Source organism: Zhongshania marina, from assembly GCF_002915595.1.
Lineage (GTDB): Bacteria > Pseudomonadota > Gammaproteobacteria > Pseudomonadales > Spongiibacteraceae > Spongiibacter > Spongiibacter marinus_B.
In genome coordinates, this window is record NZ_PQGG01000013.1 from 70,375 (window position 1) to 87,265 (window position 16,891).

15 protein-coding genes are annotated in these 16,891 nt (G+C 49.8%); 10 read left to right on the plus strand and 5 right to left on the minus strand.

All coding sequences use genetic code 11. From position 1 onward, the window contains the following. The 8 genes from C0068_RS06245 to mutT all read left to right on the plus strand — a co-directional run bounded on the left by C0068_RS06245 (position 1) and on the right by mutT (position 9,977). Positions 1–948: a D-alanine--D-alanine ligase gene (locus tag C0068_RS06245; RefSeq protein ID WP_103683627.1), complete on the plus strand. Its 948-nt coding sequence runs from the start codon at positions 1–3 to the stop codon at positions 946–948. Beyond that, a complete protein-coding gene (locus tag C0068_RS06250; RefSeq protein ID WP_103683628.1) occupies positions 948–1,730 on the plus strand; it encodes a cell division protein FtsQ/DivIB in 783 nt (260 codons plus the stop codon). The genes C0068_RS06245 and C0068_RS06250 overlap by 1 nt, the downstream gene beginning before the upstream one ends. Positions 1,731–1,796: 66 nt before the next feature. Then, complete coding sequence (ftsA, locus tag C0068_RS06255) at positions 1,797–3,026, plus strand: cell division protein FtsA (RefSeq protein WP_103683629.1); 1,230 nt, start codon at positions 1,797–1,799, stop codon at positions 3,024–3,026. Between the two features lie 59 nt (positions 3,027–3,085). After that, positions 3,086–4,243, plus strand: coding sequence for a cell division protein FtsZ (gene ftsZ, locus C0068_RS06260; RefSeq protein WP_103683630.1), 1,158 nt, complete (start codon positions 3,086–3,088; stop codon positions 4,241–4,243). 106 nt (positions 4,244–4,349) lie between these two features. Then, positions 4,350–5,261: a UDP-3-O-acyl-N-acetylglucosamine deacetylase gene (gene lpxC, locus C0068_RS06265; RefSeq protein ID WP_103683696.1), complete on the plus strand. Its 912-nt coding sequence runs from the start codon at positions 4,350–4,352 to the stop codon at positions 5,259–5,261. Positions 5,262–5,607: 346 nt separating this feature from the next. Then, positions 5,608–8,346, plus strand: a complete 2,739-nt coding sequence (gene secA / locus C0068_RS06270) for a preprotein translocase subunit SecA (RefSeq protein WP_103683631.1) — start codon at positions 5,608–5,610, stop codon at positions 8,344–8,346. Between the two features lie 13 nt (positions 8,347–8,359). Then, positions 8,360–9,580, plus strand: a complete 1,221-nt coding sequence (argJ, locus tag C0068_RS06275) for a bifunctional glutamate N-acetyltransferase/amino-acid acetyltransferase ArgJ (RefSeq protein WP_103683632.1) — start codon at positions 8,360–8,362, stop codon at positions 9,578–9,580. Further along, positions 9,561–9,977, plus strand: coding sequence for an 8-oxo-dGTP diphosphatase MutT (mutT, locus tag C0068_RS06280; RefSeq protein ID WP_103683633.1), 417 nt, complete (start codon positions 9,561–9,563; stop codon positions 9,975–9,977). Before argJ ends, mutT begins: the two co-directional genes overlap by 20 nt. 27 nt (positions 9,978–10,004) lie before the next feature. Here the strand turns inward: mutT and C0068_RS06285 are convergent, their stop codons facing one another. Genes C0068_RS06285 through pilB form a run of 5 tightly spaced genes read right to left on the minus strand, consistent with a single transcriptional unit; the run spans position 10,005 to position 14,734 of the window. Then, on the minus strand, positions 10,005–10,211 hold the full coding sequence (locus C0068_RS06285) for a DNA gyrase inhibitor YacG (RefSeq protein ID WP_103683634.1): 207 nt from the start codon (positions 10,209–10,211) through the stop codon (positions 10,005–10,007). Continuing rightward, positions 10,212–10,826 carry a dephospho-CoA kinase gene (gene coaE / locus C0068_RS06290; protein ID WP_103683635.1) on the minus strand — a complete coding sequence of 205 codons (615 nt, stop codon included), beginning with the start codon at positions 10,824–10,826 and terminating at the stop codon, positions 10,212–10,214. 42 nt (positions 10,827–10,868) lie between these two features. Then, the gene (locus C0068_RS06295; RefSeq protein ID WP_103683636.1) at positions 10,869–11,756 is read right to left on the minus strand and encodes a prepilin peptidase; all 888 of its coding nucleotides are present in this window, start codon (positions 11,754–11,756) and stop codon (positions 10,869–10,871) included. Between the two features lie 45 nt (positions 11,757–11,801). After that, positions 11,802–13,016: a type II secretion system F family protein gene (locus C0068_RS06300; protein WP_103683637.1), complete on the minus strand. Its 1,215-nt coding sequence runs from the start codon at positions 13,014–13,016 to the stop codon at positions 11,802–11,804. Positions 13,017–13,018: 2 nt separating this feature from the next. Beyond that, positions 13,019–14,734: a type IV-A pilus assembly ATPase PilB gene (gene pilB, locus C0068_RS06305; RefSeq protein WP_103683638.1), complete on the minus strand. Its 1,716-nt coding sequence runs from the start codon at positions 14,732–14,734 to the stop codon at positions 13,019–13,021. 186 nt (positions 14,735–14,920) lie between these two features. Between pilB and C0068_RS06310 the strand changes: the two genes are divergently transcribed. Together C0068_RS06310 and C0068_RS06315 are read left to right on the plus strand one after the other, a co-directional pair. Next, on the plus strand, positions 14,921–16,222 hold the full coding sequence (locus tag C0068_RS06310) for an O-antigen ligase family protein (protein ID WP_103683639.1): 1,302 nt from the start codon (positions 14,921–14,923) through the stop codon (positions 16,220–16,222). 164 nt (positions 16,223–16,386) lie between these two features. Next, positions 16,387–16,869, plus strand: coding sequence for a pilin (locus C0068_RS06315; RefSeq protein ID WP_103683640.1), 483 nt, complete (start codon positions 16,387–16,389; stop codon positions 16,867–16,869). Positions 16,870–16,891 lie beyond the last annotated feature (22 nt).

The window sequence follows — 16,891 nt, forward strand, 5'->3', positions numbered from 1 at the left end:
ATGAGCGATATGACGGTAGCAGATATTAATCAGGCCATTGGCGGCAAATTAGCTGTGTTGTACGGCGGCCGTTCCGCGGAGCGCGAAATTTCATTGAAAAGTGGCGCGGCAGTCGCGGCGGCATTTGAGCGGCAGGGTATTGCCGTTGAGAAGATCGACGTAGCCAACGACGGCTGGATGCAAGGCCTAAAAGCGGATTTTACGCAGGTGTTTATTGCGCTGCACGGCCCCGGTGGTGAAGACGGTACAGTGCAAGGTGCGCTGGAATGTCTTGGTGTGAAATACACCGGCAGCGGTGTATTGGCGTCGGCATTAGCGATGGATAAATTCCGCTGCAAATTGCTGTGGCTAGGCTTGGGTTTGTCGACCCCCAAATTTATTGAGCTCACTGCGGGCAGCGATTGGGCAGCAATTATTGCGGATATGGGGTCGGTCATTGTTAAGCCGGCCTGCGAGGGCTCAAGTATAGGTATGGCGCGTGCAGAAACAGCGCAGGAATTAGAAGCGGCTTGGCAAAATGCACAGGCCTACGGCCGTGTATTTGCTGAACAATGGGTTGTCGGTAGCGAATACACCGTTGCGATCTTAAATGGCAAAGCACTGCCGGCCATTAAATTGGAAACGGATGCGGCATTTTACGATTTTAATGCCAAATATTTATCCAATGAGACGCGCTATTTGTGCCCCTGTGGATTGAGCGCGGCTGAGGAATTGGAACTGAGCGAATTGGCATTGGCGGCGTTTAACAGCCTTGGTTGTCAGGGTTGGGGGCGAGTTGACGTGATGCGTGATAGCGATGGTCGTTTCTATTTGCTGGAAGTGAACACCGTACCGGGTATGACCGACCATAGCTTGGTGCCAATGGCGGCGAAACAGGCTGGTTTAGATTTTGAGCAATTAGTGAAGGCAATTTTGGCAGGCAGCATCAGTGGGAATGCAGGGGCCTAATGCAAAGGATAAGCGCCAAGAGTAATCGCTTTAAGCGCAGCAGACCGGAGCGCGCTGAGCGTCAGCCGGTGTCGCGAGAGTGGGGGCGTGTTTTTAACCGGCTATTACTTTTGGCTGCGGTGATGGCCTTTGTATACGGCGTGGAGAGATTGGGTAGCCAATTAGAATCCATTCCAGTTGATAGGGTGGTGTTTGCCGGTGATTTTCGCCACGTTAGTCGCGATGTATTGGTTGACCGAGTAACGAGTCATTTAGCGGTGGGCTATATCGGCTTAGATCTTGAGGCTATTCAAAGCGAGTTAGAGCAAGAGGCTTGGGTGTACCGCGCGATCGTTGAGCGGGTGTGGCCAAGGGAGTTGAAGATAACGATTGTTGAAGAAGCGCCAATTGCAGTTTGGGGTAATGGCGGCCTACTCAATCATCGTGGCAAGATTTTTTTGCCGACCAAAGAAATACAGAGCGATGCAAATTTGCCGTTGTTGAGTGGCCCAGACGGCAGTGCGATTGAAATTATGCGCCAGTATCGCCTGATGAGTCAGTTGCTGGGTGATGAAGATTTGGTACTTCAGCGCTTGCAGATGAATGATCGCGGCGCGTGGACCGCCACCTTAAATGGCGGAGCAGTATTAGTGCTGGGGCGACAGGAACCGTTAGAAAAGTTACGTCGCTTTATGTGGGTATATAAGCAGCAGTTGGCGGCAGATTTTGAACGGGTAAAGCGGATAGATACACGCTATATCAACGGTTTAGCGGTGTCTTGGCATCAGTTGGAAGGTAGTTAAAGTAAATGGCTAAAGTAAGTGCGTTGCCGGTGCGGAACGGATCGCTCAATAGGGAGAAGCAAAGCAATGGCTAGTTCACATGCAAGCCGGATGATTGTTGGTCTGGATATTGGCACCTCAAAAGTGGTGGCTATCGTCGGGTCGATGAACGAAGACGGCAAGCTGGAAATTGTCGGCATTGGTTCACACCCCTCGCGAGGTCTGAAAAAGGGCGTGGTGGTGAATATCGAATCCACCGTGCACTCAATTCAGCGCGCGATTGAAGAGGCCGAGTTAATGGCGGGTTGCGAAATTCACAGCGTCTATGTGGGTATTGCAGGTAATCATATTCGCAGCTTGAACTCCCACGGCATCGTCGCGATCCGTGATCGCGAAGTGTTTCAGCTCGACCTAGACCGAGTCATAGACGCGGCGCAGGCAGTGGCAATTCCGGCAGATCAAAAAGTGCTGCATATCTTGCCGCAGGAATTTGTGATCGACGAGCAGGAAGGTATTAAAGAGCCGCTGGGTATGTCCGGCGTGCGGCTTGAAGCCAAGGTGCATCTGGTGACCTGCGCGGTAAACGCTGTGCAGAACATCGAAAAATGCATTCGTCGCTGCGGTCTAGAGGTTGAAGACGTCATCTTAGAGCAGCTGGCATCGAGCTACGCCGTGCTGACAGATGATGAAAAAGAGCTGGGCGTTTGCCTGGTCGATATTGGTGGAGGCACTACCGATATCGCGATCTTCACCGATGGCGCAATTCGCCACACTGGCGTGATTCCAATTGCCGGTGATCAAGTCACCAATGATATTGCGATGGCCCTGCGTACCCCGACCCAGTATGCGGAAGAGATCAAAATCAAATACGCCTGCGCGCTAACCCAGTTAGCGGGTGAAGGCGAAATGATTAAGGTGCCGAGCGTGGGCGATCGCGCACCTCGCGAGCTGTCTCGTCAGGCGCTGGCTGAGGTGGTTGAACCCCGCTATGACGAGTTGTTCACCCTGATTCAGGCGGAACTGCGCCGCAGTGGTTACGAAGACCTCTGCGCGGCTGGCATCGTTTTAACGGGCGGCACCTCAAAAATGGAAGGGGTGGTCGAGCTGGCGGAAGAGATTTTCCATATGCCGGTGCGCATTGGTGTTCCTCAAGATGCTCGCGGCTTAACGGACATTGTGCGCAACCCCATTTATGCAACGGGCGTGGGCTTGCTGCATTACGGGATTAAACATCAGGCCGAACACGGCGGGCGCGGTCGCGTTCGCAGCGGTGGCTTTTTGGCAAATTTAAAGCAGTGGATTCAAAACAATTTTTAACGAAGTGATAGGCGGCCGCGTTGGCAGCGCGGTTGAATATGCAAAAAGGGAGAAAAACCATGTTTGAACTAGTAGATAACGTTCCACAAAACGCAGTAATTAAAGTAGTGGGTGTTGGTGGCGGCGGCGGCAACGCTGTTAAGCACATGATTGCATCAAATGTAGACGGGGTAGATTTCATCTGCGCCAATACCGATGCTCAGGCGCTGACCAACGTATCGTCTAAAACTGTGCTGCAGTTGGGCACCACCATCACCAAAGGTTTGGGTGCGGGTGCTAACCCTGAGATTGGGCGTCAGTCAGCGATGGAAGATCGCGACCGCATCGCCGAGGCGCTGCAGGGGGCTGATATGGTCTTCATCACCGCAGGTATGGGTGGCGGAACCGGCACCGGCGCTGCACCTGTTGTGGCTCAGGTGGCAAAAGAGCTGGGTATTCTGACGGTGGCTGTTGTGACTAAGCCTTTCCCGTTTGAAGGTAAGAAGCGCATGGCTGTGGCATTGGAAGGGATGAAGGAGCTGCGTCAGCACGTGGACTCGCTAATCACCATTCCAAACGAGAAGTTGCTGCCTGTATTGGGTAAAAACACCAGTCTGCTCGATGCCTTTAAAGCCGCGAACGATGTATTGTTAGGTGCGGTTCAAGGTATTGCCGATCTGATTATTCGTCCAGGTATGATCAACGTCGACTTTGCAGACGTTCGTACCGTGATGTCTGAGATGGGTATGGCGATGATGGGCAGTGGTATTGCCACGGGTGAAAACCGCGCTCGCGAAGCGGCAGAAGCGGCGATTCGCAGTCCTTTGCTCGAAGATGTCAATTTGCAAGGGGCGCGGGGCATTTTGGTTAATATTACCGCAGGTCTGGATCTATCCCTAGGCGAGTTTAACGATGTCGGGGATACTATCGAGGAATTCGCTTCTGAGAACGCAACTGTCGTTGTCGGAACGGTAATTGACCCAGATATGGTTGATGAATTGCGGGTAACTGTAGTGGCCACTGGTCTTGACGGAGTTGGTCAAGAGGCGCCGCTAAAAGTAGTTGAGTCACGGCCTGTAGAGGCGCGCTCAACGGACTACCGCAAATTAGATCGACCAACAGTAATGCGTAACAACCAGCAAGCGGCGGTTGCGCGAGATGTGGCTCCGGCGCCAATGGCAGATAAAGACATGGAATATCTCGATATTCCTGCGTTTCTGCGGCGTCAAGCCGATTAACCAGCTGTAGCCGGTACAGCAGAGCGAAGTGCCAGCGATTTGTCGCTAGCACATAGTAACGTCGTCTCTGCAATGTAGCCGTCCGGCCCATAGAGTGAGTATGAACATGATTAAGCAACGCACATTGCGCAACACCATCCGTGCCACCGGAATTGGTTTGCATTCAGGAGAGAAGGTTTATCTGACGCTAAAGCCTGCGCCGGTTGATACGGGCGTGATATTTCGTCGCACAGACCTGAATCCTGTTGTTGAAATTCATGCTCATGCTGAAAATGTGGGTGATACCACCCTGTCGACCACGCTGATGAATGGCGACGTGCGGGTATCTACAGTGGAGCATTTATTGTCCGCAATGGCTGGTTTAGGTATTGATAATGCCTATGTAGAAGTTAGCGCCTCTGAAGTGCCGATTATGGATGGCAGTGCTGGGCCTTTTGTATTCCTCATTCAATCTGCCGGGATTGAGGAGCAAAATGCGCCTAAGAAATTTATCCGTATTAAGCGCGCGGTCACGGTGAAAGATGGCGATAAGGTCGCGAGTTTTCTCCCTTTTGATGGCTTTAAAGTCTCTTTCACCATTGATTTTGATCACCCGGTCTTTAAAGATCGGGTAGGTCATGCAGAGCTAGACTTCTCTAGCACTTCCTTTGTAAAAGAAGTGAGTCGTGCGCGGACCTTCGGTTTTATGCACGAGATTGAATACCTTCGCTCTAAAGGGTTGGCGCAGGGTGGCAGCGTCGATAACGCCATTGTGGTGGATGAATACCGCATTCTTAATGAAGACGGGCTTCGCTACGAAGACGAATTTGTTAAGCACAAGGTTTTGGATGCGATCGGTGATCTGTATCTATTGGGCACCAGCTTGATCGGTGAGTTTAAAGCTCATAAATCAGGTCATGGCCTGAATAATGTGTCGCTTCGCGCCCTTATAAAAGACACTGATGCGTGGGAGTGGGTGACCTTTGAAGACCCCGCCGACGCTCCTATCAGTTACTTGGCGCCAGCCGCCGTAGCCTAGGGTGCAGAAAGGCCCTAGATCTCCCTCCATGCTTGGTCTGGCATCAGTCTAAGCATGGTAATATTCTCTCATCTATGCGATATTGCGCCTCGGTGTAACGGTATAGTTTATTTCCTGCCAGCGGGTAATCAGTACGAACTTTGGCGTGAATTCTTTAGAACATCACGTCGGGGCCGTCATCATATTTTCATTCGGACAATGTAGCTTGGTGCGGTTTTTGCGGGCGGTATAAATTCATCGCGTAGTTTGGGGCTGATGTATTTAGACTCGAAACTTTTAAATTTTGACAATCTGCCAGAGCCATCAATGATAGGGATGTAATCCCGGGAACAGTAACGAATTCATCATGATAACAGCAGTAGTAAAGAAAGTTTTTGGTAGTAAAAACGACCGCGAACTCAAGCGGATGCGCAAAATCGTCGCTAAGATCAATGCACTCGAAGAGGGCTTGACCGCGCTAGACGATGCCGCGCTAGCAGCGAAAACCACCGAGTTTAAACAGCGTTTAGACGGTGGCGAAACCCTCGACCAGATAATGCCCGAGGCGTTCGCAGTCTGCCGAGAGGCCAGTCGCCGTGTTATGGGTATGCGCCACTTTGATGTGCAGCTTATTGGTGGTATCAGTCTCCATGAAGGCACCATTGCGGAAATGCGTACCGGTGAGGGTAAAACCCTTGTGGGTACCTTGGCGGTTTACCTAAATGCGCTAGAAGGCAAAGGCGTGTTTGTGGTGACGGTCAACGATTACCTCGCCCAGCGCGACGCGAACTGGATGCGTCCACTATATGAATTTTTGGGGCTGTCGGTTGGCATAATTCGCTCTGGTCAGGAATCCGAGCAGAAGCGTGCAGCCTACCAATCTGACATTACTTACGGCACCAACAACGAATTCGGTTTTGATTATCTGCGCGATAATATGGCGTTTGCGATTAGCGATCGTTTTCAGCGCAGCTTGAATTTTGCGATTATCGATGAAGTCGATTCCATCCTTATCGATGAGGCGCGTACACCGCTGATTATTTCAGGCCCAGCGGAAGACAGCTCCAAACTCTATAAGCAAATAAACCTGTTTATTCCTTCTTTAATTCCGGCCGAAGTCGATGAGGCGGGCAAGCCGGCTGATGACGGCCATTACACCGTCGATGAAAAAATGCGTCAGGTGGAATTAACCGAGCAAGGTCATCAGCTGGTTGAAGACATGCTGGTGCAGGCAAAATTATTGGATGAAGGCGACAGCCTTTACGCAGCGGGAAATTTGAATTTACTGCACCACGTAAATTCGGCATTGCGGGCCCACGTGCTATTCCACAATAACGTGGAATACATTATTCAGAACGACCAAGTCGTACTGATTGATGAGCATACTGGCCGCACGATGGCTGGCCGTCGCTTATCCGAAGGTCTGCATCAGGCTATTGAAGCCAAAGAAGGTGTGACGGTTCAGGCCGAAAGCCAAACCTTGGCCTCAACAACCTTCCAGAATTACTTCCGCCAGTTTGAAAAACTCGCTGGTATGACCGGTACAGCGGACACCGAAGCGTTTGAATTCCGTCAAATCTACGGCTTGGATGTGGTGGTTATCCCAACCAATAAACCCAGTGCCCGCCGCGACTCCAATGACTTGGTGTATTTGACCAAGGAAGAAAAGTACGACGCAATCGTAGAAGACGTTAAGAAAATTGTAGAGAGCGGCGCGCCGACGCTAGTGGGTACGGCCTCAATCGAAACCTCTGAAGAAATGTCGCAGCGCTTCCAAAAAGCCGGCATTCAGCACAAGGTGCTTAACGCAAAATACCACGAACAAGAAGCAGAAATTATCGCCCAAGCGGGTCGTCCTGGTGTTGTCACCATTGCAACGAATATGGCGGGTCGCGGTACTGATATCGTGCTCGGCGGCAATGTGGATGTCGAAATCGCCCAGCTAGAAAACCCATCCGATGCGATGATTAACGAGCTTCGCGAAGCGTGGAAAATCCGTCACGAAAAAGTGATGCAGGCCGGTGGCCTACACATAATTGGCACCGAGCGTCACGAATCTCGTCGCATAGATAATCAGTTGCGCGGCCGTGCTGGTCGTCAGGGCGACCCAGGTGCATCGCGTTTTTATCTGTCTCTGGAAGACAGTCTGATGCGCATCTTCGCCTCTGACCGGGTGCGGGGTATTATGCAGGCGCTGGGTCTGGAGAAGGGCGAGGCAATCGAACATCGCATGGTCTCTAACGCCATTGAAAAAGCGCAGCGCAAAGTTGAAGGTCGCAATTTCGACATGCGTAAGCAGCTGCTTGAATACGATGATGTAGCCAACGATCAACGTCAGATAATTTACCAGCAACGCAACGAACTGCTAGAAGCTGACGATATCAGCGAGATGCTAAAAGCGATCCGCGCCGATGTGGTGAGTGATGTCATTAGCGAATATATTCCGCCACAAACTCTAGAAGAGCAGTGGGACATTAGCGGTTTAGAGCTTCGTATAGAAACAGAATTTGAAGTTAAATTGCCGATCCAGCAGTGGTTGGATGAAGATCGCTCTGTGAACGAGTCGGTTATTCACGAGCGTGTTTATGCTGCGGTAGATGAAGCCTACGAAAGTAAGTGTGCACTGGTTGGCGCAGACATGCGCAAAATCGAGCGTCATATTTTCTTGCAGGTATTAGATACCCTGTGGAAAGAGCATCTGGCGACAATGGATCATTTGCGCCACGGCATTCATTTGCGGGCCTTCGCACAGAAGAATCCAAAGCAAGAGTACAAGCGGGAAGCTTTTGAGTTATTCCAACAAATGCTGGAATCGCTTAAGCACGACGTGGTTCGCTTCCTATCTCACCTGCGTTTGCAGCAGGACGAAAATTCAGAAGCGCTAGAGCAGCAGCGCCGAGAAGAACAGGCCCAGCGGGCGATGGAGTTTCAGCATGCTGAGTCCAGCGGCTTAAAGCTAGAGGAAGAGGACGAGCAGCCAGCGCAGGCAGCTGTTGCCGCCCAGCCAGAAACCTTTGTGCGCGACACCCCCAAAGTGGGCCGTAACGAACCATGTCCCTGTGGTTCTGGAAAGAAATATAAACAATGTCATGGCAAATTAGACTGAGGAAGACGCAAGCATGGCGGTAGGTTCGGGTGAGTTGGGTACGCTGCATACGGTAGACGGCGTCAGAATTGGTGTCGCCAGTGCTGGTATTAAAAAGCCCGGACGAATAGATACCGTAGTATTTGAGCTTGCCGAAGGCAGCTCGGTTGCAGGGGTATTTACGCTAAATGCCTTTTGCGCCGCGCCAGTTACCCTCTCTAAAAAACACCTTGCTGCCGCGTCGCCACGGTATTTATTGATCAATACCGGCAATGCTAATGCTGGTACCGGTGCAAGCGGAATGGCGGATGCAGAGACCTCCTGCGCGGCGTTGGCTGCGGAAGTGGGTGTAGCGCCAGAGCAAGTGTTACCTTTTTCGACCGGTGTTATTGGTGAAAAGCTTCCCGTAGAAAAATTAGTTACCGCCATTCCAGCTGCGGTCGCAGCTCTGTCGGCCGACGGTTGGGAGCGTGCTGCCAGCGGTATTATGACCACCGATACGCGCCCCAAGGCGACGTCACGCCAGATTGAGATCGACGGGCGCAAGATCACCATCACGGGCATCTCTAAAGGTGCTGGCATGATTAAGCCCAATATGGCCACCATGCTGGGTTACGTCGCTACCGACGCGGCAATTGCACCTGATGTGCTGCAGTCTATGTTAGACGTGGCGGCTGATGCGTCGTTTAATCGCATCACCATCGACGGCGACACCTCAACCAATGATTCCTGCGTATTAGTTGCTACCGGTAAGGCCGGCGGTGAAATGTTGACGATAGCGGAAGGCTTGGCGTTTGAGCGCTTGCAGAACGCTATTAATGAGGTTTTTCTCGACTTAGCCCACGCTATTGTTCGTGACGGCGAAGGCGCAACCAAATTTGTTGCGGTAGAAGTAGCCGCTGCAAAGGATGTGTCAGAGGCGCTCAAAGTCGCCTACGCAGTGGCAGAGTCACCTCTGGTAAAAACAGCGCTCTTCGCTAGTGATCCAAATTGGGGGCGCATTTTGGCCGCCATCGGCCGTGCAGGTGTCGACGGTCTAGATGTGTCTATTTTAACTGTGCACCTAGACGATGTGCTGATTACTGAAAAAGGTGGTCGCGCAGAGTCTTATACCGAGGCTGCCGGTGCGGCGGTCATGAAACAATCTGAAATCACCATTCGTATTAATCTCAACCGCGGTCAGCATACCGAAACGGTATGGACCACAGACTTCTCCTACGATTACGTCAAAATCAATGCAGAATACCGCAGTTAATAAACGGGTTCATGTTGCAGTTGGGGTCATCTTTAATTCCCAGGGCCAGATACTTATAGCGCGTCGCCATGACGACGCGCATCAAGGTGGTCTATGGGAATTCCCTGGCGGCAAGGTCGAATCCGATGAAAGCGTATGCGATGCCCTAGCTCGTGAGCTGCATGAAGAGCTGGGTATTAGTATTCAGGCGTCTTCCTGCAAGCCATTAATCGAAATACGACACGACTATAGCGACAAAGTGGTCTTGCTAGATGTGTGGACAGTGTCTGAATTTGATGGCGAAGCTAGCGGAAAAGAAGGGCAGCCACTGCGCTGGGTTGATCGGTGTCAACTTTCGGACTATGACTTTCCTGCCGCCAATATTGCGATAATTGGTGCGCTGATGACGGCAGGCTGACTATTAGGCTTTGCGGCGATAAAGTCGCTAGTAATTATTTTCTAAATCTTCACTAAAGACATCTTCTAGCTCTTGGCCAGGAATGGCGTGCTCTTCGTTTGCCCATGCTACTAAATCATTGTTTTTACACCTAGCGGAACAAAACGGGCGAAAGCTATTACTGCTGTCCCAAATTTGTTCGGTGCCGCAATTAGGGCAGGGAACCACGGGCGGTTTAGTTGTGGAATAGCTCATTTATGGGGCCTTTGAATTTCTTGCTAAATCTAAAAACTGCTGGTGTAGCTGACTGACTTGTTTGTCGAGTGCAGTAAACCCAGCGTTATTGTCGATCACATCGCTTGCTACGGCAAGTCGCGCCTCGCGGGAGGCTTGGCTGGCGATTATACGCTCTACCTGCGCCTGTTCATTGCTGTCTCGTTTCATGGTGCGTTCAAGTTGAACAGACTCCGGTACATCGACAACCACTAAACGCTGGCAGAATCCCTGTTGATTCCCCTCTACCAGTAGCGGCGAAACATATATTGCATAGCTGCTTTGTACAGCGGCTAACTGTCTTGCAGTTTCATTGGCAATTAGCGGGTGTAGCAGTGACTCCAACCATTGTTTGGCCTCTGCATCTGAAAAAATTGTTTGTCTGAGTGCGGCGCGATCAAGCTGGCCGTCGCTCTGAATTACGTGATGGCCAAAATGGGCGGCGATCTTTGCCAGCGCATCCGTGCCGGGCTCGACGACTTCCCGCGCAATTACGTCGGCGTCAACAATGCCAACGCCAAGCTTGGCGAAGCGATTTGATACTGCAGTTTTGCCGCTTCCAATGCCGCCGGTGAGGCCGACAATAAAATTACTCATAGTGGTTTAGCTTTTCTAATGGAGTACATAACACGTAGATGTCTAGCGGAAGCCCGCCATGCCAAGGTAAGAATTTATAATGGTATCGCCCCAGAATACCGCAATCCAGCCCGCGCCTGCCAAATAGGGGCCAAAGGGCATTGGGGTGGAGGTGGATTTACCGCGCACCGCTAAGATAATGCCGCCACATACCGCACCGACAACAGACGACAATAAAATAATTAGCGGTAAATATTGCCAGCCCAGCCACGCGCCAAGCGCGGCCAATAATTTGAAATCGCCGTAGCCCATACCTTCTTTGCCGGTAATGATTTTAAAGAGCCAGAACACGCTCCATAAAATCATATAACCCGCCATAGCGCCCCATAGTGCATCGCTAATCGGAATATGCTCAAAGACGCTGTTATATAAAAGTCCCAGCCATAATAGTGGCAGCGTGAGTTGATCGGGTAGCAGCTGATGATCGATATCAATTACCGTGAGAATCAGCAGCAGCCAGCTAAATAAAACGATGGCGAAGGCGTAAGGCGTGATGCCAAAAACGAATAGCGGAACAATACTAATTAGTGCTGTGATGATTTCTATCAGTGGGTAGCGAAGACTAATACCCACCTTGCAGCTGGCGCAGCGTCCGCGCAGCAGCGCATAACTGATTACCGGGATGTTCTGCCAGGCTTTAACCGGCGCATTGCAAGATGGGCAGTGGGAATTGGGGACGGCTAAATTAAATTTTTCCGGCTCGGGAATAGTGGCGGATTCGGTCTGGTCATCATTCAGTAAATATTCGCATTCTTGCCGCCAGTTGGCCTCCATCATTTTAGGAAGGCGGTAGATAACAACATTGAAAAAACTGCCGAGTAGTAGGCCCAAAATTCCTATAACGGTAATAGTAAACGCGGGCGCGCTCTCAAGGGCGACAAAAAAATTCATAAATATGCTCTGAAATAGGGAATAGTATTCAGCTTGAGCGGCGGATTACATCGCAGAACCGAGCATAAATATCGGCAGGTACATGGCAATCATTAGGCCGCCAACCAATACCCCAAGCACCGACATAATAAATGGTTCTAGCAGCGCGGTCAGTGTGTCTACCGCATTATCGACTGCTTCTTCGTAGTGGGTTGCCACCTTGTCAAGCATTTCATCTAAGGAGCCAGATTCTTCGCCAATAGACACCATCTGCAACAACATGCTTGGGAATAAATTGGTGAACTTGATGGACGAATAGAGTGTTTGCCCGGTAGTTACGTCGTCGCGTATCTGAATAATAGCTTTGCTGTACACCGCGTTGCCGGCAGCCCCAGCAACGGAGTTGAGTGCGTCTACCAAGGGTACGCCTGCGCCAAAGGTAGTGGCTAAAGTTCTTGAAAAACGAGCAATAACAGAATTAAAAACAATATCGCCAACTACGGGTAATTTAAGTGTCATCTTGTCTACCCAGTCAGAAAACGCCTGTGATTTTTGTCTGGCAGTTTTAAAGGAAAAACCTGCAACAATAGTTATGCCCAATAATATATACCAGTTGGCTTGCATCCATTCGGAGAGGGAGACAACCATTTTGGTAAAGGCGGGAAGGTCGGAGCCAAAGCTCTCAAAGGTTGTTGCAAAGGTGGGTACGACTTTAATCAGCAATATAGCGGTGACTACTACCGCGACTACCATAACGGCAATAGGGTAGGTGAGAGCTTTTTTAATTTTCGCTTTTAGTGCTTCGGTTTTTTCTTTATACGTCGCGACTCTGTCTAACATGACTTCTAGCGTACCGGACTGTTCACCGGAGGCGATTAAGCTACAAAATAAATCATCAAAGTATTTTGGATGCTTGGCACAAGCATTGGCGAAGCCGCCACCTGATGCGACCTCGTTTTTAATATTGACCACCAGCTCCTGCATGGTTGGGTTGTCGACGCCTTCGGCAACAATGTCAAAACTCTGTACTAATGGCACGCCGGCCTTAAGCATAGTCGCCATTTGCCGTGTGAAGATGGCTATATCTGCGGGTTTGATGGCCTTTTTATTACTGAACAGTGGCTTGGGTTTGCGCTTTACATTCTTGGCGGCAATGCCTTGTTTGCGAAGGTGGGCTTTTACCAGGGCGCTAGAGCCAGCGGTCAATTCGCCTCGGGTTTTACGCCCCTGCTTATCGACGCCCTGCCAAACAAAAACCTGAGTTTTGGATGTTGTAGCCATTATTAGTCCTTGGTCACTCGGTTCACTTCTTCAAGGCTGGTTACGCCCTGCGCGCATTTTTTGAGCGCGGATTGCCGCAAATTCGGAAAGCCTTCTTTTTGCGCTTGCTCAGCTATTTCGATTGAATTGCCGTTCTCCATAATAATACGAGAAATATCCGGTGTAATGCGAACTACTTCGTATATACCTACTCGGCCTTTATAGCCATTATTGCAGCGCTCACAACCGACTGGGTGCATTACGGTGGCGGTTTCTAATAGCTCTTCAGTAAAGCCTTCTTCTAATAAAGTGTGTTTTGGCACATCTAAAGGCACGGCGCATTCTTTGCACAAGCGTCTAGCCAAGCGCTGGGCAATAATCAGGCTGACCGAGGTCGCCACGTTAAAGGCTGGAACTCCCATATTTAAGAGTCGGGTTAGGGTTTCTGGCGCGCTATTGGTATGAAGGGTCGATAACACTAAGTGACCGGTTTGGGCCGCTTTAATCGCTATTTCAGCCGTTTCTAAATCCCGAATCTCACCAACCATGATGATGTCTGGGTCTTGGCGGAGAAAGGAGCGCAGCGCTTCGGGGAAGCCGAGTCCAACCTTGGCATTTACGTGAACTTGGTTAATCCCCTCCAAGTTAATCTCTACTGGGTCTTCTGCTGTGGAGATGTTGCGTTCAGGGGTGTTAAGGATATTAAGACCAGTATAAAGCGATACTGTTTTACCAGAACCCGTAGGGCCTGTGACCAAAATCATACCCTGCGGCTGATTCAGGGTTTTCATATACATTTCTTTTTGCGCTGGCTCATAGCCTAGCGCATCAATGCCCATTTGCGCTGAGCTAGGGTCGAGTATCCGCAATACAACTTTTTCGCCCCACAGCGTGGGCAGCGTGTTTACACGGAAGTCGATGGCGCGGGTTTTAGAGAGCTTCATCTTAATCCGGCCATCCTGCGGAACGCGCCGCTCAGAGATGTCCATCTGCGACATAACCTTTAAGCGGGCAGCAAGGCGATAGCCCAAGGACGCAGGCGGGCGGGCGACTTCCTGCAAAATGCCATCGGTGCGGAATCGCACTCGGTAGGTCTTTTCGTAGGGTTCAAAATGTATGTCTGAGGCGCCGCCGCGTATGGCGTCTAATAGCACCTTATTCACAAATTTAACCACGGGGGCTTCGTCTGCACCTTTTAGGTCGACTTCGCCGCCGTCTTCATCCACTGCCTCAATGTCTAAATCTTCTAGATTGAGGCCGTCCATGTCGCCAAGGCTGTCGGTGAGCGATTCCTCTTGCGCAGCAAGATAGGTATCAATCGCCGAGTTTAAGGCAGCTTCTTCAACAATGATGGGCTCAGTTGTTAAGCCGGTGTGGAATTTGATTTGATCAAGAGCATGAATATTGGTTGGGTCCGACATACCAATAAACAGCCGCTTTCCGCGCTTCCATAGTGGTAATGTGCGGTGAAGCTTAATCAGCTTATTGTCGATGATCTTTTGCGGAGATAGCTCGGTGGTGTAAGAACGCAGATCAATAAAGGGAATGCCAAATTCATCTGCCGCTATTTCGGCTATCCGCACCCCATCGGCCAGTTGTTTGCTGACTAAATAAGACACCAAGCTTTTTTTGTCTTTTTGAGCGGACTCCTGCGCTTTGCGGACGGTATCCTCATCGAGAATTTCGTCGTATACAAGGCGTCTGGCTAGGCCGTTTAGGGGCGTCATTGAGCTGTTCATGGTTTGCCTGCTTAGTTGCTGCCGCGTACTCCCGCATCTGTTTGAGTGTAGCGCATATTTATCATTGGAGTGCCTCTGCAGTGTAGCCGTAAAATCTTCTAATCTGAAGTCTTAGGCTATTCTGGTGCTATTTTTGCTTCGAGTTAGCTCCTTTGTGGCTATCTATAAAAAAATTGAGAATGTGAAATGCTGGAAGTGTCGGGAACAAGAGTCTTTGGCTTAGATATTTGCAAGCCTGAATCTGTATTGTATTTGTTGTTGCTAGCTACCTTGCTAAGTGTTGCTGTAACTACGGGAACTTGGGATTTAGGGAATTCCCGTATTGTGATGTATCACGAAATCTTTTTTTCCCTTTGTGCGGTGTGTTTACTGTGGGGGCGAGGTTTACTTGATTTACTGAGAGAGAATCGTCTGATCGTTGGCGTTCTCGTGCTTTGGGTTATAAGCATAAGTTATTCGTTGATAAGTTCCCCCTATAATCTGGCGTATTTGTCCATCGGCCGGGCACGATACTACGAGACGATATCCCACATTGTTTTTTTTGTGCTACTACTTTCATTTTTGAGGCTGTATTCACCACCACTGCGCCTTGTATTCGCAGTTATTCTATTTAGTAATGCCTTTGTTGTTATGCAGGCGATGTTAGTTTGGCATTTTAGCCCAGATCCAACTATCCATACCTCTTCAGCATGGTTTAGCCGTTTTCCATTTGTTGGCCACGCTCGTCATGCTGGGTACAACATGTTGGTAGCTGTGATTTCGGGCGTGTTTTTATTGCTGGGAAGCAGGCGTGCTCGTGAGAATGTACCTTATGCGATAGGGCTATTATTGGTCACCGCTTGCTTGTTTTGGTTAGGCGGTCGAGGGTCCATGATCTCGACCTTGCTAGCTTTTGGATTGTTGGTATTCGCTAGACCTGAGCTAAAGGTGGCGGGGCTGGTAAAATGTAGCTGCATTTTATTGCTTATATTTGTCGCGGCTCTTATTGCACATTATTTGGCGCAGTTTTCATGGAACGGTATATCTAACTCTATTGAACGTTCGGTTGCTGCTGAATCGGTGAATCGGCTTTCCTCTGGGCGTTTGGCTATTTGGAAATATTCGATAGAAGCGTTGAAAGACGACTATTTATTCGGCTTGGGTCCACAAGCTTACTTGTTTATACCGGGTAAATGGCGAAGCACTGCGATGCCGCATAATGTGATAGTTCAGTTTTTGATAGAGTGGGGCGTGGTAGGAGCGAGTTTATTTTCTGCTGCGTATTTATATGCCCTTTATCGAGGTATTGTTAAGCTTAGAGCTGCTGCATATAAGGGAGTAGAAGTTCTATGCGCTGCTGTGGTTGTTGCGGCACTTAGTATTCATGGCCTTACTGACGGTACGTTTTATCATGGCAAGGCAAGTTTCTATCTTGCCCTGTGTATGGCGATCTGGATGGGCGCGAGAACACAAATTAATGAAGTTGGGGTGACGGAAAATGTCAGTTAGTGACCGCGCTTGTATGCTCGTGTTGCCCATACTTGTCGGTTAATGGAGAAGTATAAGTATTTAAGAGGCTTTTCTACTTGGCACAAGACATGCTTTCAATTGCTTAGATTGTTGGCTCATACAATCGTTGAACGAACGAAATTTTTGTCCTTTTGGAGAATACAATGAAAAAAGTACAACAAGGTTTTACATTGATCGAATTGATGATCGTAATCGCGATTATCGGTATTTTGGCCGCGGTAGCGTTACCTGCTTATCAGGATTACACCGTGCGTGCAAAGGCATCAGAAATTGTATTGGCTGCGTCTACATGTCGAACTGCTATAACCGAGTACTATCAGTCGGGTGACGCAACTCCGGCAGCTAATGGTTGGGGCTGTGAGTCAAGTGGTGCTGGTGGCTCATCCAAGTATGTTAAGAGTGTTGCGACTACTGCGGATGGTGCAATTGTTGTTACTGCACAAGGTATTAGTGAATTAACGGCTGGTTCAGCAGATGTATTAACACTGGTACCTGAATTAAGTGATGGCACTTCAATGACTTGGGCTGCGGATAAAGGTAAGGCTGTATTTCAGTGGACGTGTGGTGACGATTCAAAAGGTACAACTATTCCTAAGCAATATTTGCCAGGTTCGTGTCGTGGTTAAGTCTTTGGGCTGATCAGTAATC

Bases quoted from the DNA above. Each gene is read 5' to 3' on its own strand.
- C0068_RS06245 (WP_103683627.1), top strand. From the start codon at position 1: ATGAGCGATATGACGGTAGCAGATATTAATCAGGCCATTGGCGGCAAA.
- C0068_RS06250 (WP_103683628.1), top strand. From the start codon at position 948: ATGCAAAGGATAAGCGCCAAGAGTAATCGCTTTAAGCGCAGCAGACCG.
- ftsA (WP_103683629.1), top strand. From the start codon at position 1,797: ATGGCTAGTTCACATGCAAGCCGGATGATTGTTGGTCTGGATATTGGC.
- ftsZ (WP_103683630.1), top strand. From the start codon at position 3,086: ATGTTTGAACTAGTAGATAACGTTCCACAAAACGCAGTAATTAAAGTA.
- lpxC (WP_103683696.1), top strand. From the start codon at position 4,350: ATGATTAAGCAACGCACATTGCGCAACACCATCCGTGCCACCGGAATT.
- secA (WP_103683631.1), top strand. From the start codon at position 5,608: ATGATAACAGCAGTAGTAAAGAAAGTTTTTGGTAGTAAAAACGACCGC.
- argJ (WP_103683632.1), top strand. From the start codon at position 8,360: ATGGCGGTAGGTTCGGGTGAGTTGGGTACGCTGCATACGGTAGACGGC.
- mutT (WP_103683633.1), top strand. From the start codon at position 9,561: ATGCAGAATACCGCAGTTAATAAACGGGTTCATGTTGCAGTTGGGGTC.
- C0068_RS06285 (WP_103683634.1), bottom strand. From the start codon at position 10,211: ATGAGCTATTCCACAACTAAACCGCCCGTGGTTCCCTGCCCTAATTGC.
- coaE (WP_103683635.1), bottom strand. From the start codon at position 10,826: ATGAGTAATTTTATTGTCGGCCTCACCGGCGGCATTGGAAGCGGCAAA.
- C0068_RS06295 (WP_103683636.1), bottom strand. From the start codon at position 11,756: ATGAATTTTTTTGTCGCCCTTGAGAGCGCGCCCGCGTTTACTATTACC.
- C0068_RS06300 (WP_103683637.1), bottom strand. From the start codon at position 13,016: ATGGCTACAACATCCAAAACTCAGGTTTTTGTTTGGCAGGGCGTCGAT.
- pilB (WP_103683638.1), bottom strand. From the start codon at position 14,734: ATGAACAGCTCAATGACGCCCCTAAACGGCCTAGCCAGACGCCTTGTA.
- C0068_RS06310 (WP_103683639.1), top strand. From the start codon at position 14,921: ATGCTGGAAGTGTCGGGAACAAGAGTCTTTGGCTTAGATATTTGCAAG.
- C0068_RS06315 (WP_103683640.1), top strand. From the start codon at position 16,387: ATGAAAAAAGTACAACAAGGTTTTACATTGATCGAATTGATGATCGTA.